At 65.6% G+C, this 24177-nt stretch carries 23 protein-coding genes and 1 tRNA gene; 10 read left to right on the top strand and 14 right to left on the bottom strand.

Features of this window, described 5'->3' with window-relative positions:
* Window positions 1–14 precede the first annotated feature (14 nt).
* On the bottom strand, window positions 15–1487 hold the full coding sequence (locus tag ACYVF3_RS19145; protein WP_461155593.1) for a helix-turn-helix transcriptional regulator: 1473 nt from the start codon (window positions 1485–1487) through the stop codon (window positions 15–17).
* 1313 nt (window positions 1488–2800) lie between these two features.
* A complete protein-coding gene (locus ACYVF3_RS19140) occupies window positions 2801–3481 on the bottom strand; it encodes an RNase H family protein (protein WP_461155592.1) in 681 nt (226 codons plus the stop codon).
* 522 nt (window positions 3482–4003) lie between these two features.
* Here ACYVF3_RS19140 and ACYVF3_RS19135 point away from each other — a divergent pair.
* The 3 genes from ACYVF3_RS19135 to ACYVF3_RS19125 are packed head-to-tail and all read left to right on the top strand — an operon-like array spanning window position 4004 to window position 5714.
* Window positions 4004–4327 (top strand): hypothetical protein, encoded by a 324-nt coding sequence (locus tag ACYVF3_RS19135; protein WP_461155591.1) that lies wholly within the window; start codon window positions 4004–4006, stop codon window positions 4325–4327.
* Window positions 4327–5460: a putative T7SS-secreted protein gene (locus ACYVF3_RS19130; protein ID WP_461155590.1), complete on the top strand. Its 1134-nt coding sequence runs from the start codon at window positions 4327–4329 to the stop codon at window positions 5458–5460. The genes ACYVF3_RS19135 and ACYVF3_RS19130 overlap by 1 nt, the downstream gene beginning before the upstream one ends.
* Window positions 5457–5714, top strand: a complete 258-nt coding sequence (locus ACYVF3_RS19125) for a hypothetical protein (protein ID WP_461155589.1) — start codon at window positions 5457–5459, stop codon at window positions 5712–5714. Before ACYVF3_RS19130 ends, ACYVF3_RS19125 begins: the two co-directional genes overlap by 4 nt.
* Before the next feature lie 424 nt (window positions 5715–6138).
* On the opposite strand, the gene ACYVF3_RS19120 is transcribed toward ACYVF3_RS19125, so the two are convergent.
* The 3 genes from ACYVF3_RS19120 to ACYVF3_RS19110 all read right to left on the bottom strand — a co-directional run bounded on the left by ACYVF3_RS19120 (window position 6139) and on the right by ACYVF3_RS19110 (window position 8419).
* On the bottom strand, window positions 6139–6666 hold the full coding sequence (locus ACYVF3_RS19120; protein WP_461155588.1) for a hypothetical protein: 528 nt from the start codon (window positions 6664–6666) through the stop codon (window positions 6139–6141).
* Between the two features lie 222 nt (window positions 6667–6888).
* Complete coding sequence (locus ACYVF3_RS19115) at window positions 6889–7119, bottom strand: hypothetical protein (protein WP_461155587.1); 231 nt, start codon at window positions 7117–7119, stop codon at window positions 6889–6891.
* A gap of 91 nt (window positions 7120–7210) precedes the next feature.
* Window positions 7211–8419, bottom strand: coding sequence for a helix-turn-helix domain-containing protein (locus tag ACYVF3_RS19110; protein WP_461155586.1), 1209 nt, complete (start codon window positions 8417–8419; stop codon window positions 7211–7213).
* 463 nt (window positions 8420–8882) lie between these two features.
* Here ACYVF3_RS19110 and ACYVF3_RS19105 point away from each other — a divergent pair, with 463 nt between their 5' ends.
* Window positions 8883–9131, top strand: coding sequence for a hypothetical protein (locus tag ACYVF3_RS19105; RefSeq protein ID WP_461155585.1), 249 nt, complete (start codon window positions 8883–8885; stop codon window positions 9129–9131).
* 79 nt (window positions 9132–9210) lie between these two features.
* Window positions 9211–10206 carry a hypothetical protein gene (locus ACYVF3_RS19100; protein ID WP_461155584.1) on the top strand — a complete coding sequence of 332 codons (996 nt, stop codon included), beginning with the start codon at window positions 9211–9213 and terminating at the stop codon, window positions 10204–10206.
* 158 nt (window positions 10207–10364) lie between these two features.
* Here the strand turns inward: ACYVF3_RS19100 and ACYVF3_RS19095 are convergent, their stop codons facing one another.
* From ACYVF3_RS19095 to ACYVF3_RS19075, 5 genes are all read right to left on the bottom strand, one after another.
* Window positions 10365–11720 (bottom strand): pentapeptide repeat-containing protein, encoded by a 1356-nt coding sequence (locus tag ACYVF3_RS19095; RefSeq protein ID WP_461155583.1) that lies wholly within the window; start codon window positions 11718–11720, stop codon window positions 10365–10367.
* Window positions 11717–12196, bottom strand: coding sequence for a hypothetical protein (locus ACYVF3_RS19090; RefSeq protein WP_461155582.1), 480 nt, complete (start codon window positions 12194–12196; stop codon window positions 11717–11719). The genes ACYVF3_RS19095 and ACYVF3_RS19090 overlap by 4 nt, the downstream gene beginning before the upstream one ends.
* A gap of 358 nt (window positions 12197–12554) precedes the next feature.
* Window positions 12555–13607 (bottom strand): tyrosine-type recombinase/integrase, encoded by a 1053-nt coding sequence (locus tag ACYVF3_RS19085; protein ID WP_461155581.1) that lies wholly within the window; start codon window positions 13605–13607, stop codon window positions 12555–12557.
* The gene (locus ACYVF3_RS19080; protein WP_461155580.1) at window positions 13604–14083 is read right to left on the bottom strand and encodes a hypothetical protein; all 480 of its coding nucleotides are present in this window, start codon (window positions 14081–14083) and stop codon (window positions 13604–13606) included. The genes ACYVF3_RS19085 and ACYVF3_RS19080 overlap by 4 nt, the downstream gene beginning before the upstream one ends.
* A 113-nt stretch (window positions 14084–14196) precedes the next feature.
* A tRNA-Leu gene (locus ACYVF3_RS19075) sits at window positions 14197–14282 on the bottom strand.
* Window positions 14283–14403: 121 nt separating this feature from the next.
* On the opposite strand from ACYVF3_RS19075, the gene ACYVF3_RS19070 reads away from it, so the two are divergent.
* Together ACYVF3_RS19070 and ACYVF3_RS19065 are read left to right on the top strand one after the other, a co-directional pair.
* A complete protein-coding gene (locus ACYVF3_RS19070) occupies window positions 14404–15756 on the top strand; it encodes a M20/M25/M40 family metallo-hydrolase (RefSeq protein ID WP_461155579.1) in 1353 nt (450 codons plus the stop codon).
* Between the two features lie 59 nt (window positions 15757–15815).
* Window positions 15816–16775, top strand: a complete 960-nt coding sequence (locus ACYVF3_RS19065) for a tyrosine-type recombinase/integrase (protein ID WP_461155578.1) — start codon at window positions 15816–15818, stop codon at window positions 16773–16775.
* A gap of 211 nt (window positions 16776–16986) precedes the next feature.
* Here the strand turns inward: ACYVF3_RS19065 and ACYVF3_RS19060 are convergent, their stop codons facing one another.
* Together ACYVF3_RS19060 and ACYVF3_RS19055 are read right to left on the bottom strand one after the other, a co-directional pair.
* Window positions 16987–17619: a VOC family protein gene (locus tag ACYVF3_RS19060; RefSeq protein WP_461155577.1), complete on the bottom strand. Its 633-nt coding sequence runs from the start codon at window positions 17617–17619 to the stop codon at window positions 16987–16989.
* 119 nt (window positions 17620–17738) lie between these two features.
* Window positions 17739–18092 carry a hypothetical protein gene (locus ACYVF3_RS19055; protein WP_461155576.1) on the bottom strand — a complete coding sequence of 118 codons (354 nt, stop codon included), beginning with the start codon at window positions 18090–18092 and terminating at the stop codon, window positions 17739–17741.
* A 101-nt stretch (window positions 18093–18193) separates the two neighbouring features.
* On the opposite strand from ACYVF3_RS19055, the gene ACYVF3_RS19050 reads away from it, so the two are divergent.
* From ACYVF3_RS19050 to ACYVF3_RS19040, 3 genes are all read left to right on the top strand, one after another.
* Window positions 18194–19009, top strand: a complete 816-nt coding sequence (locus ACYVF3_RS19050; RefSeq protein ID WP_461155575.1) for a glycerophosphodiester phosphodiesterase — start codon at window positions 18194–18196, stop codon at window positions 19007–19009.
* 105 nt (window positions 19010–19114) lie between these two features.
* Entirely contained in the window at window positions 19115–20521 is a 1407-nt protein-coding gene (locus tag ACYVF3_RS19045) for an MFS transporter (protein WP_461155574.1), read from the top strand.
* Between the two features lie 478 nt (window positions 20522–20999).
* The gene (locus ACYVF3_RS19040; protein WP_145735711.1) at window positions 21000–21338 is read left to right on the top strand and encodes an RNA polymerase-binding protein RbpA; all 339 of its coding nucleotides are present in this window, start codon (window positions 21000–21002) and stop codon (window positions 21336–21338) included.
* 184 nt (window positions 21339–21522) lie between these two features.
* Here the strand turns inward: ACYVF3_RS19040 and ACYVF3_RS19035 are convergent, their stop codons facing one another.
* Both ACYVF3_RS19035 and lnt read right to left on the bottom strand, forming a co-directional pair.
* A complete protein-coding gene (locus tag ACYVF3_RS19035) occupies window positions 21523–22296 on the bottom strand; it encodes a polyprenol monophosphomannose synthase (RefSeq protein ID WP_461155573.1) in 774 nt (257 codons plus the stop codon).
* A gap of 52 nt (window positions 22297–22348) precedes the next feature.
* The gene (gene lnt / locus ACYVF3_RS19030) at window positions 22349–23905 is read right to left on the bottom strand and encodes an apolipoprotein N-acyltransferase (protein ID WP_461155572.1); all 1557 of its coding nucleotides are present in this window, start codon (window positions 23903–23905) and stop codon (window positions 22349–22351) included.
* Window positions 23906–24177 lie beyond the last annotated feature (272 nt).

The following is a 24177-nucleotide window of genomic DNA, read 5'->3' as shown; positions in this document are numbered from 1 at the left end:
TCGGGGTAGCCGGGTCAGGTGAGGAGGTGTTGGCGGTGGGTCCATGCGAGGTGGAGGGCGGCGGCTGCGCCTGGTGAGAGTTGTTGGGAGTTCGTGAGCCAGGTGAGGGTGTTTTCTTCGAAGGGGAACATCTGTCGTGGTACGGATCCTTCGGCGTTGGTGTCCACGGTATGGGCGAACAGTTCGTCGTAGGTGTCGGGCTCGATCACCGCGGTGGTGAGGATGTCGCCGGCGAAGGTGAGTGCGTCGAGGGTGATGCCGAGGCAGTACACCTGGATACGGCCTTCGTGGAGTGCCTGGTCCATGGTGGCGAAGGGTTCCAGTTGGTCGTATTGGATGGGTTTTCCGGATCCGTCGTATTCACCGTGGCCGAGCAGCTCTTCAGCGTACTCGCGTTGGATGTTTCGCCAGATTGAGAAGTCCGCGGTGACGGCAGCCGGGATGACCGATGAGGGTTGGAAGATGCCGGCGGGCAGCAGGTGGGCCATACCGCCACCTCCGGCGACCTTGCTGGTGTCGCGCTGGTGGAGGACGATGCTGGGGCTGGTGCCGCCTTTGATGGTGAGTGTGCCGATAGCGCCCATCAGCGGACGCCGGGACAGGTCAAACGGGTCGGCGAGACGTTTGCGGAACGCAAGCCGCCGCAGCGAGGCACGGCCCACGATCGTTTCGTGATCCCCGTCGATGGCCAGATGGTGCAGCGCGAATTCGTGTGCCAAGGCTTCGTTGGTGTCGACCGCGTCGAAAAAGCCCATCTGGCCGAACCGCAAGTTAGGAACGCGCCAGTCGACTTCCATCATTCGGAAGCAGAGTCGATTCTCAAACAGCCGCGGAGCAGCGAGGTCTCGGACGGCAGCGTGATACCGATGGTATCGGGTATCGATAGTGGCGAGTGGTCGGACGGCGGCACTTTCGGGCTCGTCACCGGTGATCTCGGGTTCGGCTGCGGCAGGATCCAGCGTCAGCTTGACCTCGTTGAGCGGTATGGGCTCGGCGGGCAACCAGCTGGGCACACTGATCGCACCAGTGCGCTCTAGACCGGGGATGCGATGAGCGCGATGTAGGGATTCAGCGAGCACCGCGAGCCCACGCCTGTGTCGTCCCAGCGCAGCACGTACCTGCCGCCAATCGGTCTGGCTGTCCTCTACCAGCGGTTCCGAGGATGCAGACGTGGATTCCCACGTCCAAGGCTCCACGGACTCCACATTGTCCTCGCCGGAGTGGGTACGGCGCGGCCGACGGAACCCGAGCTCGTCACCTGCGCACTGGAACAGATCAGCGAGCAGCCGCCGGTAGAACGGCTGCGGCCAGACAACCTCGCCACGTTCCCATCGACCGACCGTCTTCTTTGTGATCTGTGGGTACTTGTTGTAGCGGGTGGCGGCGAGCGTGGTCAGTTCGTCGGCGAGGTCCTGCTGGGACAAACCAGCGTTCTCACGCAGACGCACGAGCACGGTGTTCGGTATGCGGGGCTCCGGGGAGGACACGAAGGCCACCGTAAGCCGTGCCACCCCCAAAGCTCAGGAATGTCCCCTCGATGTCCTCGAAATGGGTTATCGGTGGGACTTGCTCGTGGTCGTTTGTGACCGGGTCTGCTGGTGAACTGAGAGACGTCATCACACCAGGTCATAGGAGAACGCGGCACCCATGAACGAACACGTTCATGGCGCGCGTTGTCAAACAGGCCGGGCGTGCCCAACCCCGGCCCACTTCGCAAACTGACGGAAAGGAGTCCTGTCGTGCCCTCGCTTGTCTCCACGATCACCGACGCTCTCCGCATGCGTTGGGTGAGGAAAACGAAGGTCCCTGCCCCGTCTGCTTCTGAGACGCGCCAGGTATCCGCCCATCCAGAACATCACTCGACGGGCCCCGTTCGGGATCTGGCGTTGATGCCGGTCAGACACGAACCCCGAACCGACCGCTTCTTTCTCGCTCTCCTCGATAGCACCTCACCCGAGAAGGTTGCCGAGTGCTGGCACGCTGCGGCCGCGCACACCCGCGGAACACGCTCCAGCCCCGTCCACGATGGGAGAGACCGAGAGCACCAGGTTCTGTGGCAGGTGCATTTCGTCGACGACACGCCGCCTCGAGCAGTCGATCGACCGATCGCTCGCGAGAGCCCTTGATTTCCGTGCACCCGTTCCGCTTGTCGGACGGGGCGCTCGGAAAAGGTGCCGACCGGGGACCGGCAAGCCAACACAACACCAGCCCCTGTGTAGCGCTTGGCGCCTGCAACTCGTCCCCGGTCGGCCGCCTGTCAAGACTCCTGCCCACCGCCGGAGCCCCAAACTCGGATTACCTAGAGAGTCAGTCATGCACTGGAGAGAAATCACTGTTGAAGACAGCCGCGGAAACCCCACGACTGTGCGGATCAAGCCTTCAATGCGCGGCATCGCGGTCCTGGTGCCGGCCAGAGCGGCAGCTTCCTTGCTTCATCTCAACACAAGCAACATCGATGTGATCGTCGATGAGCTCCACTCGGCGTCTTCTACCGGGCCCACGCCCACGCAGCGATGATGTGCGAATCCCAGGGAAGGAACTCCGCCGACCCAAGACAAGAAGGCTACGTCACCGCTTGGTCCGGAGATCTCGGTTGGGACCTGCCACCAGACATGCCCACGATGCTGCTACCCCTCCCTGATTTTGCCGTGCCAGAAGATCCGGTGGAACGAGCGAAGGATCCCTACGTGCTACGTTCCGTTCTCCACGCGATTCGCAGGTGCTTTGATTCCCAGATCCCGCCGCCCGATCGACAATCGACGACTCATGGTCACAACGGGATTTCGTCCTCGCGTCTCGACTAGAGGAGCCGGTATCGGTGTTTGTCGCACCGGCCGCCTCCGGTGGCCACCGAACACCGGCGTCCCTTGCTGGTGATTGCTTGGCATTGCACCGCTGGGTCGTGCACATGGCACAGCCCTGAGGGGCGCGGGTCAATGGGGCAGGGTTTCCCGGCCTTGGTCGTCGCCTTGCATCCGCCAGGCTTGGTCATGGGTGCGCGGGAGTGATCGGGCGGAACTGGCTCGTGGCGGATGTCGAGCGCCTGAAGGTCGGTTGCCGTCCAGTGCCGTCCTTGGCGGTTGCGGACGGCGTCTTGGGCTGCGTGATCGGCATGGGCGTTGAGGAGGTCGCCGTCGGCCTGGTGTGCGGCGACCCATGTGAACGTCACGTCCCGGTCGGAGAGCGTCTGTTTGATGTGTGCGATCAGTTCGAGGTTCTTGGACGCCCGGTTCTTCCCGGTCACGACGTTCATCGCGTATTGGGAATCGATGCGGATGTCCAGTGGCACGGCCGGGTCTGTTGAGGCCAGCAGTTCGGCGACCGCGGTGAGTTCGCCGACGTTGTTCGTGGCATGCCCCAGAAACCCGGACTCACCCCGGAGAGGGTTGCCTTGAGCGTCTCCCAGTACCCACGCCCACCCGGTGGGTCCTGGATTGGGCTGGGCCGAGCCGTCCGTTGCGGCGATCACGCGTTCGGTCATAGCCCGGCACGCTAAACCCGCCCCGGCACGGGGTTCTACCAGCGCACTGGCCGGTGAAGGTGCGAGAAGTGTTCACGCCCGTGCGGGCTCGCACCTTAGCACTGTGCGCCAAATCACACGTAAGTCGAGCCGTCGAGAAGCCTCCCGCCGAACTCGACCGCGAGGAGTTCTTCGACGGGCGTGCTGGAACCTAGGGGCTCATCAGCCGAGTAGCGACTCGGCCGGGACTCCACCGGAGATCCACCCGAACAGACGCGCCTGACCGACCGCGGGCGCCTTCCCATTCCTTCGAGTCGTCCGCGGTTTGCGCTACCTGCTGATCAGCCGCACGTGCGATTGTTCGGGCGTGGTCGACGATGTCCTGGCGCAGTTGGGTCCGCTCTGGTGGGCGGCCGTCGCCGTCCAGCTCATTGAGGCGTTGGATCCGACAAATGAGCGAACTTAGATGGTCTGGAACACGCGGTCTGCTGACTCGTTTAAGGTCGCGCGTGCGTTCAGACGTAGTTGCGTAGAGGGGGCCGCGTGTCGGAGGGCTTTCGTGTCGATCTGCATGCCTTGGAGGAGGCTTCCCAGAGGGTCAGCGACACTGTTCAGGCTGTGCGCAAGGACAGAGTTACCGACATGGACACGAGTGTGGAGTTCGGTCACGACCGCCTTGCCGGGACGGTGACCGACTTTTGTGATCGCTGGGACCTGGGTGTGGCTCACCTGGTGAAGGACGGCAGCGAAGTCGCGGGTCGACTGGCGCACTGCGTACAGGTGTATCGGCAGACCGACGAAGCAGCCCGAGCGCAGTTGGAGGGGCTGATCGAGCGCTCCGCTGGTGATGACCCGGCGGCTGACTGATGGCGGCCGAGCTCGGCAGCAGCCGTGATCCGAAAGAACTGATCCTCGGCGATCTCGATGGAATCCTCGGCACGGCGTCATCGATGGTCTCCTACGGTGATGTCCTGCATGAGGCAGGGGAAGGTCTCAAGCGCATCGACAGCACCGAAGGGTGGAGCGGCGAGGCGGCCGAGCAGTTCCGTTCCGCTTTCGACGGTGAACCCAGCAGGTGGTTGGAAGCCGGCGATTGCTTCCACGACGCTGCCCGGGCACTGGAGCGCTACGCCGATGCGCTCACCTGGTCACAAGGCCAAGCGGCTGAGGCGATCCGCCTGTGGGACGAGGGCGAAGCTGCGACCAAGAGCGCGAGGGCCGAGCACGAACAAGCCCCGGAGGGCGCCCCGCAGCAGCCGTTCCATGATCCGGGTGAGGAGAAGCGCCAGGCCGCCACGGCGCTTCTGCAGCACGCGCGCAGCGAGCTCAGGAATGCGGGTGACGTTGCTGCCGACGCGGTCGGACAGGCTCGGGACAAGGCTCCTGAGCAGCCGAACTTCGTGGAACAAGCCGGAGAGGCGATCGGCAACGCGGCGGGCACGGTCGTCAATGGCCTGGCATCTCTGGGTAATGCCGCGATCCATCATCCCGAGATGGTTCTGGGATTGGCCGGTGGTGCTGCGCTGACCGCGGTCAGCGCAGCGGGCGAGACAGCGGGTGTAGTGCTGGATGCGACCGGTGCGGGCGCGGTTGCCGGGGTCCCGCTCAACGCGGTCTCTACGGCGGGGATCGCGACCGGCGTCGGTATGATGGGCGTGGCGATGGCGGGCTTGGCCTCGGAAGCCGCTGGCGATGACGAAGTTCAACCCGTGGACACCGACGGTGCCGAGGCCGCGCCTGCGGAAGAGGCGCCGGCGAAGCCGCCTGAAGAGATCACCGGGATGACCAAGCACGGTGAAGAACGGGCGATGGGGCGCGACGGTCACGGGGTCTCGGATCAGGCCATGAAGGACGCGGTGGAGAATCCGGTGAAACCGGTGAAGGAACAAGCCGGTGGAAAGTACAAGTACACCGGCGAAGACGCCACCGTGATCCTCAGCTCCGATGGCCAGGTGATCACGACGTGGGCCCGCAACTCGAACGGATGGAGGCATCCATGAGCAACGTCATCGACACCTTGCCACCCGAGCTCCAGGACGTGTTCACCGCAGTCCTCAACGAACACGACAGCGACCTACTGAACTCGCTACGGGCCAGCAGCGAGCCCAGCCAAGACGAACGCGAAGCCGTGGAAGACATCCTCTCCGACGCCTTCAGCGAACACATCGATGACGACGGCGAACCGACCGACCGCGGACGCCTCATCGACGACGCACTGGGAAAATTCCTGCTCCGCTGGCCCATCGACGGCTAACCGTAGCTGCACGCACGGTTTCGACCGTGCGAATGCGCTCGTAAGCGCACCAGGCGGTGACTCTATGACTCGAGTCCACCGACCTGGGGGCTTAGCGGGTCTGCAGTGAACCTATGACACGCAGATTCACAGGCGCGAGTGGTCACGAACCGACCCGGTGGTCGGCTATGTGCTCTTGTGCCTGGTTGGGCTCACGTTGGAAGCCGCCGTCGGGTAGTTCGTAGGCACACGCGCAAGAGCTCGATGATGCCGTTTCCTGGTCGATTCGGCGGCAAAACTGTGGTCTCGAGGCCGGGGCGGGTTCGATGTGGTGGCGGTAGTCGAGGAGTTGGCCATCCCTGGGCACGATCTTCCAGCGTTGGAGGCGTAGTCCGAGTTACGGGACGCGGGGGGAGTGAGCGCGAAATCCGCGTTCAGGGATTGTCTACACCGTGTCGCTGATGGTGCGCCGCTCGGCCAAGGTGCGGCGGTATTCCCAGATGCTGTAGTAGATCTCGTGGGCGATCCAGAGCCAGATGCCCATCTGGGCGGGGAAGTTCAGCGCGGGCGCGGTGGGCGAATCTAGGCCGCCGGCGGTCATGACTCCCATGACTGCCATACCGATGAGCGCCAACAACCCCGCGCACGGGAATGCCAGGATGACAAACATGGGGCCGACATCGTCGACGACACTGCCGCCTCTGCCGGCGTCCGCGGCGGCGCTTCGGTGGGCGATCACCCGGACTACGGCGCGAATCCCGGCAAGCAGGCATATCCCCAGCATCACCAGCACGGTGGCCACGAACACTGCGGTGGCGGTCTTGCCGTAGCGAAGGAATCCTGCTCCCCAGCAGGCCGCCAAGGTCCCCAGCACCGGCAGCAGAGCCAGCCACCGCGCCGCCGCGACCGGGATCGTCGGGAATAATAGGTGAGGCAGCGCAGACACGCGCCATGACCGCAAGCTCGTGATCATGGTTGTCCAGCCTGCCGCATCCGACCGAGGCTTCGCGGGGTTTTAGCGAGATCCACTCGAACAGACGCGCCCGCATGCCCGCGGCGTCCGTCCGGTTCGATGCGAAGTGTGCCGTGAGGCCGCAGAGGGTCAGGCCGTGGTCGTCCTGGCGGCGTTCGTGCACGACGCCGAGGTGATCGGTCCACACCTGGGCGAAGCGCTGCTCGGACTTCGTCGGGGCGCTCACGGCTCGCCCCGCTTCCGGTAGATGAGGGTGCAGGCGTGGATGCGGGCGTACTCGCGCAGGCTCACCGCGACGCAGTCGTCGCAGGCGTGGGTGGGTTGGGTGCCGTAGTTGCCGACGGGGTGGCCGCAGAAGGTGTGTCCGGTGCCGGCGTTGCGGATGTGGACGCAGCCGTCAGGGCTGGTCCACAGGCCCGCGTCGAGCGGTGGCGTTGGTCGTGCCGCATCCATGAACCCAACGCTGCCGAAGCAACACCGCCGGTGATCGGAAATGCGGAGCTATGCGCATCAACGCAGGGCCGATGCGCATAGCCATGTGTGGTTAGCGGCTGGTCATGGTGCGGTAGGAATCCTGGAGCTCGCCTGCGGTTGGGAGCCTTCCTGCGGTGACGTGGTTGACGACTTCGCGGACACGCCACCAGTTGGACGGGGCGACCTGCCCGGACTCGATCGCGGTCTGGGCCGCATCGGCGGCCTCGTCCAAGCGGCCGTTGCGGGCGGCGCACAGGGCGAGGTCGACGTGGGCGGTGGCGTAGCGGCGGGGCCAGGGCTGAGAGTCGTTGGTGGGCCGGAATCGGTCGATGACCTGGCGGGCGTGCTGTTCGCCTTCCGGGTCGCCGAGCCAGGCCAGCGTGGTGGCGGTGTATGCCGCGGCTTTGCCGGGGTCGTAGCGGTAGTGATGTTCGGCCGGCACCGGCTTCGGCAGATGAGCCGACAGCGAGTGCACGCGCTCGACGGTGCGGTAGGTGGCATCGGCCTCGCCGAGCCGTGCCCACGCGCGGCCTTCCTGCGCGGTCGCCTGGATCTCCGCCGAGCTCCCGGACGGGGCGATCGATTGGGCGTGCTGGGAGAGCTCGGCGGCGCGTCGGTAGTCGCCGCCGGTCAGCGTGCGCCAGGCTTCGGTTTCGTAGCACCAGGCGCGGATCTCGTCCTGCTCGGCGTGGGTGGCCAGGCCAGCGGCGGTGCGCAGCCGGGCCGTGGCCGGCGCGTGCTGATTCAGATCGATGTGCACCGTGGCAGCCAGCAGCGAGAACCAGCCGCCGAGCACCAACAGGTGGCGGTGAGCGGCGAGGGTCTTGCGGGGTGCGTCGATGAGCTGGGAGATGTAGCCCAGGTGCTCCCGCAGCCGAGGCAGGAGGTCGTGCGGGCTGCTGGCGGGGTAGGCGGTGGCCAGGTCGTCGAAAGCCATTTCGAGCTGGGCCAGTGTCTCGGTGCTGATGTCGGAGGCCGCGACCCTGCGGGCAAGCTCCATCGCATCGGTCTCGTCGCTCGGCTGCATCGCAGCGGCGGCTGGGATGCCCCTGGTCGCAGTCTGCGGGGAGGCGGCGGTCGCCCGGGCGCGGAACTCGCCGCTGGCGCACAGGAGCGCGTCTAAGGAATCCACGGTCGCGGGCTCGGGGCGCTGCCGGTCGTTCTCGTATCGGGAGAGATTGCCCTGGTCGAGATGAAGTTCCTGGGCAAGTTGGGCTTGAGACAGGCCAGCCGCACGACGATGCCGCCGCAAGGCCTGCCCGAAAGACTCCTCGGACATGGTCCTCTACCTTCCCGCCGGAAACCCCCGCCGGCGCCCCCAGAGTGTCCCCTGGGGGCTAACACCTCCGGCGGGAGGCAAGATCCAGCATGCCAGGCAAGACATGCCGTGATCGAGCACAACGCAAAACTGGCGATCTTTCGAACGCGCGTTCTAAAATGCTTGCAAGTCGGGTCGGGACGATGGGGAAGCTCTACCGGCTCGATGTGGGCCGGTCGACCTGCACCCCTTTCGATCGGCCCGCCCTACGGGCACTCCAGAGCGGACACCACATGGCGCACAAGGACGGGGCTGCAGGGCACCCGGCTCCGACCAGACGCGCGCGAACCCTCATCTGGGTCAAGCTCGCCTACGTCCTACGGCAACGGGGCAAGAGGAATTTCGCCCTAGTTTAGGCCACCGCCTTCTGTGAGCATTCAATGCAAGAAGATCGTATAGTATGTGTTCATACTGGCGGTGTGTCATGGTCGATTCTTCCCGTGAGCTGTTAAAGAAGCTGCATGACGATCAGATTTTTTATAGCCAATACCTCGCCGGGGTTGCCCGCCGGTATCAAGAGATCCATGGCGACCTGATTGAAGTAGTCCGGGATCAGGGTTTCGAGGTAGCTTTAAAAAGGGCCGAACAAGCGGTCAAGAATGCGCAGGCCTCTATCGAAGATCTACAAGAGCGAATGGACGATATCCCCCTCCTTAGGGGGGATTTCGAGTGATTCTACCTGCTGTATTCCAGCTGGATGCTTCCGTGGGTGCGAGGCGTAACATTTTTTGTCCTTTGTGCGATATCTAGTCATGATAGGTGAAGAGTACTCTGCATCGCCTGATGGGCGTCTGAAGTTTATTCCGGTAGTCAATGGTGTCGATTTCCTTGAGAGTTCCATTGAATGTCTGCTTCATCCTCAAGGTCCGCGGAGCTCAAAATATGCAGTTCTGCACTTGCAGGCCGGAATCGAGATCCTAGTTAAGGTGCGGCTTCAGCGTGAGGGCTTCGAGCATGTATTTGACGATCCGTACTCTGCGGACTTGAGCAAGCTTCGTAGCGGCGAATTTCGCAGTGTGTCACTAAATGAGGCGCTTAAGCGGCTGGCTGTGACGGGGGGAATTCGGCTGAGCAAGTCCGACTACAAGGCCCTCCAAGAGTTGGGGAAAGAGAGAAATAAGCTTCAGCACTTTGGGTCCACTAGCACCTATGAAGTTGTAAATGCTAAGGCTGCCGCCGCTCTTGATGTTCTCGTTCATTTTATACTTGAGCACCTGATTCCAGGGGCTCCTGCCGAAGAGAAAGATGCCCTGAATGAAGCAGTGGAAGTCATCCGTGCAGCGTTGCCCGAGATGGAAGTTGTATCCGAAGCGAGAATGGTACGGATTCAGCCAGAACTGGACGCTTGCATTGGGATCGTGATCCACTGTCCGAACTGTCGTCGTGTTGCTTGGGAGTTCGACCCGGATGGACAGCGGTCACGATGTCTATTTTGTAATAGCGACTGGAATAAGGTGCCAGGGGATTCGATTGCCAAGGAGTATGCGGAGAACATTTTCGATGAATCTTGGCACCTCGCCATTCAGGGGCGAAGCGGCTGGTCAATTCTGCGCTGTCCAGAGTGTGAGGCCGAGTCGTTCCTGTGTATTTCCGTGCGTGGTAAGGATGACGAACATTCTGTCTGCTTCGAGTGTGGGTTTGTGACAACGAAGGAGACAGGATTCTGCACTCGATGTGAGATGACCCTGCACGATCCTGATGAAATGATCTGTGGTTCGTGTCTTGATTATATTTCCAGCAAGGATTGAATATGGTGGTCAGCGCAGGCGTTGCCGGTATCCCACCTGTGTGATGTGCCTGTCAGTCAACGCTTCAATTCTGCATTGACGAGCTTGTTCTTGGCGGGGAGGTCTACGCTGTTTAAGTGACGTGACCCGGAACTGGGCGGCGGCTCGATACCGTCGCCCTACGGAGTTGGCCAGTTGTATACGAGCTCGCCCCACCGAGACTCGTTGTCAGCTGAGTCATCGTCCGACAATACTGTCCAGCCTTCCGGCCACACTGCGATCTGAGGCGTGTGGCGATCGAATTTCACCTGCGCTTCGGTGAAGGAGACGCCTCTGTGGAAGGATGCTTCGTCGAATGAGACGTCACTGTTGAAGAGGGCGCTGTCGAATGTTGCCTGATCGGCAAATCGAGCTCTTCCAAACGACGTATAGCCATTAAGGTGCGCTTCGGTGAAGGAGGCGCCTCTGTGGAAGGATGCTTCGTCGAATGAGACGTCACTGTTGAAGAGGGCGCTGTCGAATGTTGCCTGATCGGCAAATCGAGCTCTTCCAAACGACGTATAGCCGTTGAAGCGTGCTTCTGCGAAGGAAACTCTGCGGCTGAAGCTGGTCAGATCAAACCAAGTTTCTCCGTCGAAAGATGCCCCTGTAAAGACAGCACTTCGTGTCTCACACCGCGTGAAGTTCCACTGGTTTAAGGAAGCGGTTGAGAGGTCGATGTCGATATCTGGCCAGAAGTCAGGATTGGTTGGTTTATCCTGCTCGTCTCTGTCGGGTCGAAGGTGTGCAATGAGCATGTTTTGTGCTGCGATACGGACCTGATCCTCTGTCTCAGGTGAGTCGCTCTCTGGAAAGGTAACCGGGAACCGCAGGTACGCACACAAGAGGTTTACAACAGTCTGACGGTGGTCCGGGTTTGCTTGGCCTAGTCGCCCCAGTGCGTAGATTCCCGCCATTCGAACGGCCGACTTATCTGAAATCAGCTGTTCCATGGCGGTGTCGTAAAGTTCAGTAGTGAAGATATCGGAGCTGTAGGACTTGGATGCGAAGGCGGAGGTTTTCTTATATAGGTGCCGTAGGGATTGGCGGGACCTGATCAACCTGAGGTAGCTGCTGCCCGTGGAGTCGCCATGAACGATTTCGTTCCGAACCTTTAGGGCGGTGTCGAATTCGCGTGCGTCTGATGTCGACCAGATTCCCTCTCTGATTAGGGCCTCACGTAGGCGTGAAAAGGCCGCCTCGCGCGCGGATCCGGCTCTTTCGCTCAAAATCTCGCTGGCGATTCGTTCGAGTTTTCCAAATTCCTTGGTGACGTGCTGCTGTAGCGAACTTTTAATACCAAAAACTGCGGTGAAGATTGCGGTTGCTAGTGCCCCTGTTGCGCCTACTATAGAGGACCACTTGTCAGGGGAATCGGATGACAAAGAGACGCTTACAACCGCGAGTGCTACTACGGCGAGCGAAACGGTCAAGAAAAATGAAAATATGGCGACTGCTTGCCAGCGTGGCCGCCGGGTGTGTGGCCTGAACTTCACAGCAGCCTCCTCTTGAGTAGATAGAGGACGCACGAGATTGAGATTACCGCAAGTACACCAAAGACTGCCCAATTCAGAGAGCTTGTGAGATAGCTACCCGCAACGCCTGCCGCCAGCGTACAAATTGGGGTCGTAGCAAGGGCGACGGCTTCAAGCTTGGTACCGGGGCGGTTTCGTCTGGCGGCTTGCGCTTCGAGTGCCTCCCGTCCACGGATCACAGCGGACTCGGTGATCTCTGTGCTGTGGGCGCCGGGCGCTCGGCTACTGATCTCCTGACGAGCGCTCTCGGTGGCTAACTTCTCGCCGTACTCTTGGAGTGCCTTCCGGAAGAGCCGCTGTGCCGGTCCGGATGAGCCATCGAGCACCACATGCACTTCGAAGGTGAGCTGGGTGCCCTCGGACGCTGGGCGTGGCACCAGGTCGGCCTCGGTATCCTCACGAAGGACGCGGGTCTCGTGCTCTGCTGCATCAGCCACGTACGCCCGCTCCTATCGGGATGATCGCGGAAGACTGCTGTGCGGCGTGAGCTTAACGGATGAGCGTTGCCCCGTTCGTGAGGACGCGCGAGTCAGTTACGGGCTGACGTGTTCGTTCAGTTCTCTGCCTGTCTAACTGCCTGTCAATCGGTGGCGACGGCTGTGGACCGATGTGGACGGGGGAGGACCGCCGTAGCTGGTCAGCGCGGCAGGCGGTGCATGTAGCACACCTGTGTGATGTGCCTGGCAGTCAAGGGGTTACTGCCAGTTCCACACAGAGAAGTGCCGATGCCAAACCGAACAACCTCGCCCCGCGAAATCTCCCACGAGGCTGTTCGGTTTGGCGGGCATTGTCGGGCTAGTGGTCGGATTGGGTTGTGGTGTTGGTGGCAAGTGGGTGGGGTTCGCCGGTGAGGGTGGCGAGTGCGGTGGCGATTTCAGTCATGCCGGCGCGGGTGTAGGTGGTGGTGGTTCCGGTGTCGCTGTTGGTGGTGGTGTGTCCTGCGTAGGCGCGGGCGATGGCGTAGCCGTGGTTGCGTTCGACCCAGGTGAGGGTGGTGTGGCGGAGCCAGTGGGTGCTGACGCCTTGGGTGGTCACCCAGGGCAGGTGCTCGCCGATCCGCTTCCAGAGGTGGTCGTAGCGGCGTCTGGTGATGGGTGCCCCGTTGCGGTAGCGCAGGATCTGGTCATCCGGCTTGGTGGCGCCGCGCTGCTGAGCGTGCTCACGGAGATGCGCCATGAGGGTGGGGGAGACAGGCTGCCACCGGATGGTCTCGCCCTTCTCATGCAGCAGGACCAGACATTGGTCCGGATCAAGATCGCGGAGGGTGAGCGCGAGGGCGCCGCCGCGGCGGCAGGCGGTTTCGATGTGCAGGCGCAGGATGAGGGTGTCGAGCGCCGGGTCGTCGCCGGTGGTGGCGGCGACGTGGTTGATCTCGTTGAGCCGGTTATCCGGCAGGCCACGTCGGGTGCTGGCGAGCCGTCGGGGTTTGGTGGCGTTCTTGGCGGGGTTGTCGCCCTCGGAGATGAGCCGGTCGTCGACGGCGTGGTTGTAGAGGCAGCGGATGGCGGCGATGAGGTGCTCGGCCGCGCCGCGCCCGCCGCGACCGTTGCGCCGTACGACGACCTGGGAGCGGACGGTTTCGGCGAGTTGCTGGATCTCCAGGGTGGTGGGTTCGTCGAGGTGCCTGTCTCCCCAGTGTTCGAGGATGCGGTTCCAGTAGGTGCCGTAGACGCGTTTGGTGCCGGGGGAGACGGCTTTGGCGACCTCGGGGATGTAGTCGGCGAACGTCGGCGCCTGTGGCTTCGGCGCGGAGGTGCCGACGAGGTCCTCGGGGGCGACGCCGAGGCGCTCCAGGAGCAGGCGGGCGGCATCAAGATCGCTGGAACCGGAGTTACTGGTGTGGGTCATGGTGTTGCCTTCTCAGTGAGTTCGGCTCGCGCGGCCGCGTGGCGGGTGGCCAGGGCCGTATCGAGGGCGGTGAGGGTGTCGATGAGCAACAGGTCGCTGTCGGGGTCGGCGGCCAGGAGCACGGCGTCGCCGGCCCGGATGCCGCAGCACTGCCGGGCCCGGGAGGGCAAGACGATGGAGGCCGTGGCCGGAAGGCGATGGACACCGGTGGGATCGGGATAGATCACCAGTGCCGTCGTCGTCGCCTTGACCGCGATGGGTTGCCGAGGAGGCCATCCCAGTGCTCGCAGGATCGGGCTGGCTGAGACCCGGCCCGCCCGGTCGACATGGCCGATCCCGTAGAGGGTCGCGGGTGGCTCTGGCTCGGTGCGGATCGCGGGCACCGACATCGGCCGCTGGGCCTGACGAGCCCCGCTGTGCTGACGTGGGGACTCGATTCGGGGCGGGACCAGTCCGCTGATGATCTGCTCGCTCACCCTGACCACCGCCCCGAGGCGGCGCCGGTGAACGCAGCAACACCGCAGCGATCAGAGGATCGCTGCGGTGTTAGAGTGCCTGCCGTGCGTTGGTGAAATTGCACGCACTTTTGTGTCCGAGGGGGGACTTGAACCCCCACGCCCATTAGTAGGGCACTAGCACCTCAAGCTAGCGCGTCTGCCATTCCGCCACTCGGACATCTCGGGTCTACCGCCGTTTCCGGGGCGTTCCCGCTGTGTTGTGTTAATAGATTAGCTCATGGTCATCTAGGCCTCGCAGGGACCCCCCCTGTTGGCCCAGTGGATGATAGAAATGCCTGGTGAGCGAGCACAACGGGATCTCCGGTAGTGATCAGGACGCGGGGTTGGCTCTGGCTCAGGACGAGGTCGTCCAGCTGGCCAGTGATCTGATCCGCATCGACAGCACGAACACGGGTGACGCCGCGACGGTGGTGCCTGAGCGGGCTGCGGCCGAGTACGTGGCCGAGAAGCTCGGCGAGGTCGGGTACGAGGTGACCTACGTCGAAGCCGGCGACCAGGTGGGTCGGGCGAACGTGGTGGCTCGGTTGCCCGGGGCCGACCCGTCTCGGGGCGGGTTGCTGGTGCACGGGCACCTCGACGTCGTGCCCGCGGACCCGGCCGAGTGGTCCGTGCACCCCTTCTCCGGGGCCGTGCAGGACGGTTACGTGTGGGGGCGCGGGGCCGTTGACATGAAGGACATGCTGGCGATGAGCCTGGCCATCGCGCGCCGCTACAAGCGCGACGGCATCGTCCCGCCTCGCGACATCGTCTTCGCGTTCGTCTCCGACGAGGAAGCCGGAGGCTTCCAGGGAGCGCAGTGGCTGGTGGACCACCGGCCGGAGCTGTTCGAGGGCTGCACCGAGGCCATCAGCGAGGTGGGCGGCTACTCGCTGACGCTCAAGGACGGCGTGCGCGCCTACCTCGTCCAGACCGCGGAGAAGGGCATCCGCTGGCTCAAGCTGCGCGTGCGGGCGCGTGCGGGGCACGGCTCGATGGTGCACCACGACAACGCGGTCACCCAGCTGTCCGAGGCGGTCGCCAAGCTCGGCAACCACCGCTTCCCGCTGATCATGAGCGACAGCGTGCAGGAGTTCCTCGACGGCGTCAGCGAGATCACCGGCTGGGACTTCCCCGAGGACGACCTCGAAGGGTCGGTGGCCAAGCTCGGCAACATCTCGCGGATCATCGGGGCGACGCTGCGCGACACCGCGAACCCGACGATGCTCACCGCCGGCTACAAGCACAACGTCATCCCGTCGGTCGCCGAGGCGGCGGTCGACTGCCGCATCCTCCCCGGCCGCGAGGAAGCATTCGACCGGGAGCTGGCCGAACTGCTGGGGCCGGACGTCGAACGCGAATGGGTCGGGCTGCCGCCGGTGGAGACCAAGTTCGAGGGCCGGATCGTCGAGCAGATGCAGGCCTCGCTGCTCGCGGAGGACCCCGGCGCGAAGGCGCTGCCCTACATGATGTCCGGTGGCACCGACGCGAAGTCCTTCGCCCGGCTGGGCATGAACTGCTACGGCTTCGCGCCGCTGCAGCTGCCCGCCGACCTCGACTTCTCGGCGCTGTTCCACGGCGTGGACGAGCGGGTACCGGTCGACGCCCTGAAGTTCGGCGTGCGCGTGCTCGACCGGTTCATCCGCAACAGCTGACTGTCGGTGCCTTCTGGTTACCTCTCCCGGGAGTTGATCAACGTCTCGGGAGGTGCCGCGTGGACCTGGCGCGCTTGGTGGAGAGCTACCTGGAGCACTTGCAGGCACGCAAGCTCGCGGCCAACTCGTTGCGCGCCTACCGCCGCGACCTGGAGTCGGTGGCCGGTGAACTCGTCGAGCTCACCGGCCACCCGGCCGAACGGATCCCGGTCGACGACCTGGACGCCTCCGTCCTCCGCTCGGCCTTCGCGCGCTTCGCCGCACGACGCTCGGCCGCGAGCGTGACGCGGGCCTGGTCGACGTGGAACGGCCTGTTCGGGTTCGGCGTCATCGAAGGCGCGGTGTCGGGCAACCCGATGCAGATCGTGCCCAAACCCCGCAGCGCACCCGCAGCGCCGAAACCGCTTCAGGGGGAGGAGACCCCGGAACGCCTGCTGCGGCAGGTCGCCTCCGGCGTGCGCAAAGCCCGAAACCCTTGGCCCGAGCGGGATTTGGCGATCTTGGCGACCCTGCTGTGCACCGGGGTGCGCTCAGCGGAGCTGCTGGAGCTGACCGTGGCATCGCTGGCGGGCCGCAGCGGCGACCGGCGATTGCACGTGCAGGGCAAGGGCGGCAAGAGCCGGTCCATCCCGATCGAGGACGGCCTCGACGGGCTCATCCAGACCTACCTGCACACCCGCAAGCAGCGCTTCGGCAACCGGCTGCCCGGCTCCGAACCGCTGTTCGTCGATCATCGCGGCGAGAAGCTCCAGCGCGGCGGCCTGCAGTACCTGGTGCGGCGCTCGTTGCAGGCCGCCGGGGTGTCCGACCGCGTCCAGCCCGGCGCAATGGTGCACGCGCTGCGGCACACCTTCGCCACCCGGCTCGCCGAGGACGGCGCCAGCGCCGCCGAGATCGCCAAGCTCCTCGGGCACTCGTCGATGAACTCCAGCCAGACCTACATCGACGTCACGGCACGCGAGCAGCGGCTCTCGGTGAAGGCCAACCGCACCCTGCGCGTGCTCGGCGAGCTCGGCTGACAGCTGTTGTGGGATCACGTTGCTTGGCGGTGCGGGTAGCGGGTTCTGAGGCGGCCCTCCTGCTCCGGGCGCGCCGACTCATGTATGTCCAATACACCACGTCGACGCGTCCTCACAGGAGAACCACCTCAGAACCCGCGGCGGTGCGAGCTGAGTCCCACACCTGAAGCAACGGCTACCGCCGCTCCACAACACGACCTAGTCGTAGTGCCTAGCCCCAGGAACGGGCTTCGGCGAGGCCGATGCGGGTTCCGGTCTCGTCGGTGAGCAGCATCGTCTTGCCCAGCGAGGGGTGGTCGACGCGCTCGACCTCGCCGCCGCGTTCGGTGGCGAGACCGGCGACCTCGTCGAGGTCGGTGACCGCGAAGTAGCACAGCCATCCCAGGCCGGTGGTGGCTTCGGCGCGCCCGGCGATGGGGCGTCCGGTGGAGAGGTAGGTCGCGCCGTCCAGGGTCCAGCCCAGCGTGGCGGTCCAGAACGCGTCCGCGCGGTCCGGATCGGTGGTCGCCAGCTCGGCCCAGCAGGGCTCGCCCGGCCGCGGCTCCGGTGCCTGCGGACCGTGCTGGGCACGTCCCTTGGTGACCTGGACGAGAGCGTTGTCCGGGCCGGTCAGCGAGCAGTCCATCGGGGCACCGGCGAACACCAGGCGGAAACCGGTGGTTTCGTCGGCACGGGGTGTGCGGATGTAGGCGCAGCGCCGGTTGCCCACCCAGCAGTCCACGCCTGCCCGGACCGCCACGGGTGACCAGTCGAGCACGATCCGGTAGAAGACGGCAGCAGCCATCGGATCGGGACTGAGCAGGTCGACGCGGCGCAAACCGCGGACCTCGGGACGTGCGGGCACCGTCGTTTCCTCGCCACCGGGGATCAATTCATCTTGCCACCCGCGCAGGCCGGCACAATGCTCCGTTCGCTCCAGGCTAGGGGGAGCTGCACCGGGTCGGCCGGGTGGTGCTGGTCGTTTCAGCGAAGGCGTTCGAGCTCGGCCGCCACGTCGACGACCTGTGAGGCGAGCTTGCGCAGCTCGGCCTGGTCGGCGGTGTCGTCGACGGCGGTCACCACGTCCTCGGCTGCGCAGCGCAGCTGGAAGAGCCGGTCCTGCAGGTCGGCGAGCTCGGCGGCCGAGAGCACCACGGAGTCCTCGGGGAGACCACCGCGCTGCACCGCTGTCCTGCGCTCGTAGGCGCGCTGACGGCACGCCTGCGCGCAGTACAGGCGCGGCCTTCCCTGGCGTCCGGAATCGGGGACGCGCCTGCCGCACCAAGCGCAGTGGCGCACCTGGCGAGCTCGCCGGGTGGGCTCGACGGAGTTGTCCACGCTGATCACGTTAGTCAATGCCGGTGATCTTGGTGGGGCCGCCACGCCGACTCCGGCGTCACCGGCCGGACACCGGCCCGTCACCCTCGTGGGGCACAGTGTTGAGCGTGACGCACCCCTTCCTGGATGGTCCGTGGCCGCGCGCCTTCGCGCATCGCGGCTGGCACCTGGGCGAGCTGGCCGCGATGGAGAACTCGCTGAGCGCCTTCCGGGCCGCCGCCGACGAGGGCTACCGCTACGTCGAGACCGACGTGCACGCGACCGGCGACGGGGTGGTCGTGGTGCACCACGACGCGTCGCTGGAACGCACCACCGACCGGGCGGGTGCCATCGCGCGCCTGCCGTTCTCGGAGGTGTCCCAGGCGAAGATCGGCGGTCGCGAACCGGTCGCGAGCCTCGATGCCGCGCTGGAGGAGTTCCCCGGCCTGCTGTTCAACGTCGACGTCAAGGCCGACAGCGCCGCAGGCCCGGTGCTGCGGACCCTGCGCAGGCACAACGCCTGGGACCGGGTCTGCCTGGCCTCCTTCGACGACCGGCGGCTGGACCTGTTGCGCAAGGTCGGCGGCCCGAGGCTGCTGACCTCTACCGGTCAACGCGGCGTCGCCGCTCTCTGGGCGTGGTCCCGTCTTCCGCTGCTCTCCCGGCTGCCCTCGGTCGGCTCGCAGCGTGGTGAGCGCGGGCCGATCCGGGGAGCCGCAGTGCAGGTGCCGACCCGGTTCAAGGGGCTGGAGGTCGTCGACGAGCGGTTCGTGGCGTTGGCGCACCGGTGGGGCGTGGAGGTCCACGTGTGGACCGTCGACGAGCCCTCCGAGATGCGGCGGTTGCTGGATCTGGGTGTGGACGGGCTGGTCACCGACCGGCCTGACCTCCTGAAGGCGCTGTTGCGGGATCCTGAGGGCGAACTCGCGCCGGACTAACCGGAAGAAGTTCCGCCGAACGTGCACGAGCGCGTCTCACTAACCCACGGCTAGCCAGTAAGGTGCCTCCAATCGAGTGATCCACTCCGCGGAGGACCGAACGGAATGAGCGTGATGGACAGCGAAGCGGCACCGGGGGCCGCGCAGCGTCGCCGGGAACAGCGCGGGTGGTGCTGGTACGACTGGGCGAACTCGGTCTTCCCGACATCGGTGACGACGGTCTTCCTCTCGCTGTACCTGACCTCGGTGGCCACCGACGCGGCCAAGGCCGATGTCGCGCGCAACGGGCTCAACGCCTGCGCGGGCGACAACTCGCTGGTCAACTGCGACATCTCGATCCTCGGGCTGGCGTTCCCGGCGGGATCGCTGTGGGGATACCTGCTGTCGGTGGCAACGGTCGTGCAGGTGCTGGTGCTGCCGATCACCGGTGCGATCGCCGACCGCACCCAGAGCAAGCGGACGATGCTGGCGATCTTCGCCTTCGGCGGCGCGATCACCACGGGCCTGCTCGCGCTGGTCGCCGGGCAGAACTGGCAGCTGGGCGTGGTGCTGTTCATCATCGGCAACATCTGCTTCGGCGCCTCGATCGTCGTCTACTACTCGTTCCTGCCGGAGATCGCCGACGCCGACGAGCGCGACAACGTTTCCACTCGCGGCTGGGCGATCGGCTACCTCGGCGGTGGCACTGCGCTGGCGCTGCACCTGGTCATCTACCTCGGCCACGACGCCGTCGGCCTGTCGGAGTCCGCGGCGGTCCGGCTGATCTTCTTCTCCTCAGGCATCTGGTGGGCGGCGTTCACGCTGCTGCCGCTGATGGCGCTGCGCCGCCACCACGCGCCCGAAGGCGGTGAGAAGGGGGCCGCGGCGGTCACCGCCGGCTTCAAGCAGCTGCTGTCCACGCTGCGCGAGGCCAAGCACTTCCCGCTCACGCTCGCGTTCCTGGGCTCCTACTGGATCTACACCGACGGGATCTCGACCGTCTCCCAGGTCTCGGCCCAGTACGGCAGCCTGGAGCTCAAGCTGCCGCAGGACTCGCTGATCGTGACGCTGCTGATCGTCCAGTTCATCGCGTTCGTCGGCGGAGTGCTGCACGGCGTGCTGGCTCGCCGCATCGGTGCGAAGAAGACCATCCTCGTCAGCCTCGCGACCTGGCTGCTGGTGCTGGTGGCGGCCTACTTCGTGCAGGCCGGCCAGGAGATGCAGTTCTACGGGCTGGCCGTTGGAATCGGAATGGTGCTGGGCGGCACCAACGCGCTGTCCCGTTCGTTGTTCAGCCAGATGGTCCCGGCAGGCCGCGAGGCCGAGTACTTCTCGCTCTACGAGGTGGGGGAGCGCTCGACGTCGTGGCTGGGACCGCTGGTGTTCGCCGGCGTCGGTCAGGCGACCGGTTCCTTCCGGCTGGCCATCATCTCGCTGGTGATCTTCTTCGCCGTCGGGCTGGTGCTGGTCGCGTTGGTTCCGGTCCGACGAGCGATCGAGGCGGTGGGCAACCGGCCACCGGAACTTCTCTAGGGCGTGCGCGCAGAGTAGTCAGGCGTGTTCGCCTCGCGAGCGAGCGGGCATTGCTCCATGCTGGTGATCTAGGGATGCTGGGGAATCCGCGCATTCGGAATATGCCAGTACGCTGCGTTGTGGTCACGGGGAGGAACATGGAACTACGAGCAGTCACACAGCGGATCGCTGGATCGGCCGTACGGGTCGTGATCTGCATCCCACAATGACTAACAATCCCGGGTCCTGCTTGGCGATGGTGACTCAGCATCTGGCACTATCACCCGTTCGAACCCACCTATAGATTGCTACGGGAGAACGCGTCACGAACGCAGCTCGGGCGCGTCTCTAGGAGGACAGCCGTTGTTGACCGGTGAACAATGTCACCGACGGCGATCAGCAACACGACACCGGGAACAGACGACGGGTGTTCCGTCGTTGCACACGGTGAGCACAAATGCTCGGGCTTCCCGCCCGGGCCGAAGGGAAAGGAACCGTCATGGCCGACCGCGTTCTGCGTGGCAGCCGGCTCGGAGCTGTCAGCTACGAGACCGACCGTAACCACGACCTCGCACCGCGCCGGACGGTGCGCTATGCCTGCCCCAAGAGCCACGAGTTCGAGGTGCCCTTCTCCGACGACGCCGAGGTCCCACCGACTTGGGAATGCCGCTTGCACGGCAACGAGTCCAAGATCATCGACGGCAACGAGCCGGAGCAGAAGAAGGTCAAGCCTCCGCGCACCCACTGGGACATGCTGCTCGAACGGCGCACGATCCCGGAACTGGAAGAGCTGCTCAACGAGCGACTGGAGCTGCTGCGCACCCGTCGCGGGCGGTAGTTCGTTCTAAGTGCATGGCAAGCGCCCGAGCGAAATGCTCGGGCGCTTACGTGTGTTTCGGGGCGTTGCCCGGTGGTCCTCGTGCTCAGCGGTGCGGTGTCAGAACCCGCGGCGGTGCCGGTTGCTCGCTTGGGGCACGGGGAAAGCACCTGTGGTGCTTGCCTGACGGCTCTTCGACCGTGCGTCAGGGCAGGAGGGTTCGTAGCGTTCCTGCTGCTTGTTCCGCTCTGCGGCGCAGGCCCCACTTGGTCACGCGGACCAGGGCTTCTCTGACGATGTCGGCGTCCATCTTGGAGGCGCCCAGCTCGCGCTCCACGAAGGTGATCGGGGCTTCGACCACCACGAATCCCGCCACCACCGCGCGCAGCGCCAGGTCGACCTGGAAGCAGTAGCCCTGCGAGGCGATGTTGTGCAGCTGGACCGTCTCCAGGACCTCCCTGCGGTACACGCGGTAACCGGAGGTGATGTCGTTGATCGGCACGCCGAGCGCCAGCTTCGAGTAGACGTTCGCGCCTCGGGACAGGAACTCCCGGTACCAGGGCCAGTTCACGGTCCGGCCGCCGGTGACGTAGCGCGAACCCAGCACGACGTCCGCTCCGGTGCCGTCATCGCCGAGCATCCCGACCAGCCGCGGCAGGTCCTCCGGTGCGTGCGAGCCGTCGGCGTCCATCTCCATGATCGCCGTGTACTCGCGGGCCAGGGCCCACTCGAATCCCGCGACGTAGGCGGCCCCCAGACCGGCCTTCTCCGTGCGGTGCATGACGTGCAGCCGGTCGTCGGAGATGGCCAGCCGGTCGGCGACCTCACCGGTCCCGTCCGGGCTGCCGTCGTCGACCACCAGCACGTTTGCCGCGGGCAGCGCGTCGAACAGCCGCTGCACGATCGGCTCCAGGTTGTCCCGCTCGTTGTACGTCGGGATCACCACCAGCACCTTCTCGGCCGGGGCTTGCCTCACCATCCACATCCTCCTAGCCGGCCAACCCGGCCGGCCGTGCGCTCGTGTGCGTCGATCAGGCGCGGGACTTCCGCGACCGCCACCCTGCGGCCGCCACCGCGCCCACCCCCAGAACCGCCAGAGCCCACATCGGGACCGGACCGAGCTCGGTGGCGAGCGTGCGGTTCGCCCGCAGGGGCACTTCGGCGATCAGGTTCTGCTCGGTGAACAGCTCGGTCCGCTCGGACACCGAACCGTCCGGCGCCACCACGGCGCTGACCCCGCTGGTGGCTCCCACCAGCACCGCGCGGCCCGTCTCCACCGCGCGCAGCCGGGACATCGCCAGTTGCTGGTAGCTCATCTCCGAATGCCCGTACCAGGCGTTGTTGGTCGGCACCGCCAGCAGCGTGGCGCCGTCGGCGGCGGCCGGGCCGAACACGTCGTCGTAGGCGACGTCGTAGCAGATGCCCACGCCCAGCTTCAGGCCCGCGACGTCGATCACGCCGGGGTCCTCACCGGCGATCATGTCGGACTGGAAGCGGTCGACGAACGGGCTGACCAGCCGGGCGACCTCGCGCATCGGGATCGTCTCGGCGAACGGGACCAGGTGCTGCTTGACGTACCGGTCGCCGAAACCCGTGTTGGGGTCCCAGCGCACCACCTGGTTGTGGAGCTGGCCGTCGCGGTCCTGCCCGAGTCCGCCGACGATCAGCGGAACTCCGAGCCGCGAGGCGATCGCCGAGAGCTCCGGGTCGCTGCGCGACGGCCCCCAGCTGCCCACCTGCTCGGGCAGCAGCACGAAGTCGGGCTTGGCGACGCGGCCGGCGCGCACGTCCTCGACGAGCTTCTCGGCGGCGCGCACGTGGTTGTCGTGCAGGACGTCGTCCTCGTAGAGCAGGCCCAGACCGAGGTTGGGGGCGTTGCCCTGCACGACGGCAACGCGCGCCGTTCCAGCGTTGGCGTCGGTGCCCACGAGCGGCCAGCAGGCCAGCCCGCCCAGCAGCGGCACGGCGATCGCCACCACCGGCACCACCCAGCGACGCGGCGTGCGCACCAGCTCGGCGAGACCGCCGCCGACCAGGGCGACGGCGAAGGAGATCAGCGTCGCCCCGCCGATCGCGGCCAGCGACAGCAGCGGGCCGGTGTCCTGGGTGAAGGCCAGCCGCCCCCACGGGAAACCGCCGAAGGGGAACGCCGAACGCACCGACTCGGCGACCACGAACACCGCCGCCATCCACACCGGCGCCACCGGAAGCCGGCTGACCAGCGCCATCCCGGCACCGGCGAGACCGATGAACAGGGCCTCCACGGCGGCCACGCCCAGCCAGGGCCACGGACCGAAGTCGGCGCCGAGGAAGTCCTGCAGCCAGCCCAGCAGCGGGAGCAGGAAGGAGAAGCCGAACACCAGCCCGTAGCCGAAGCCCGCGCGTGCCCTGCGGTGGCTCACGACGCCGGCCAGGACGGCGAACGCCAGGGGAGCGACCCACCACGCCTCGCGCGGCGGTGAGCCCGCGTAGAGGGCGAATCCGGCGGCGATCACCGCGACCAGGCGCAGCGCCCAGGCGGTCCGTCGTCCAGGCGTGCGGCGATCCGGCTGCGCGACGTCCTGCGCAGGAGCCGTGGGGACTACCACCCGACCAACCTTCTCGGTGCTTCTCGGCCCCGCCCGGGACCACCAACGATGTCCGCGTGCCCAGGCACGCCTTGAGCCCAAATGTACGCGCTGAGCCGGTCCCGTCCTGCACATAGGCCCTGAGCAGGCGATTGACCACGGAGTGTGATGCCGCTTACGCTCCGACCCGCCCGGTGATCGCCGCAGCGACGCGAAAGTCCACCTCAGGGGGTGGGAGGACGCGCGCCGCTGGAACTCGACGAGCAGCCCGCCCGTCGCGGTGGAGAACCGGT

The organism is Saccharopolyspora tripterygii (assembly GCF_054778355.1).
This window is presented reverse-complemented; position numbering and strand designations above follow the sequence as displayed.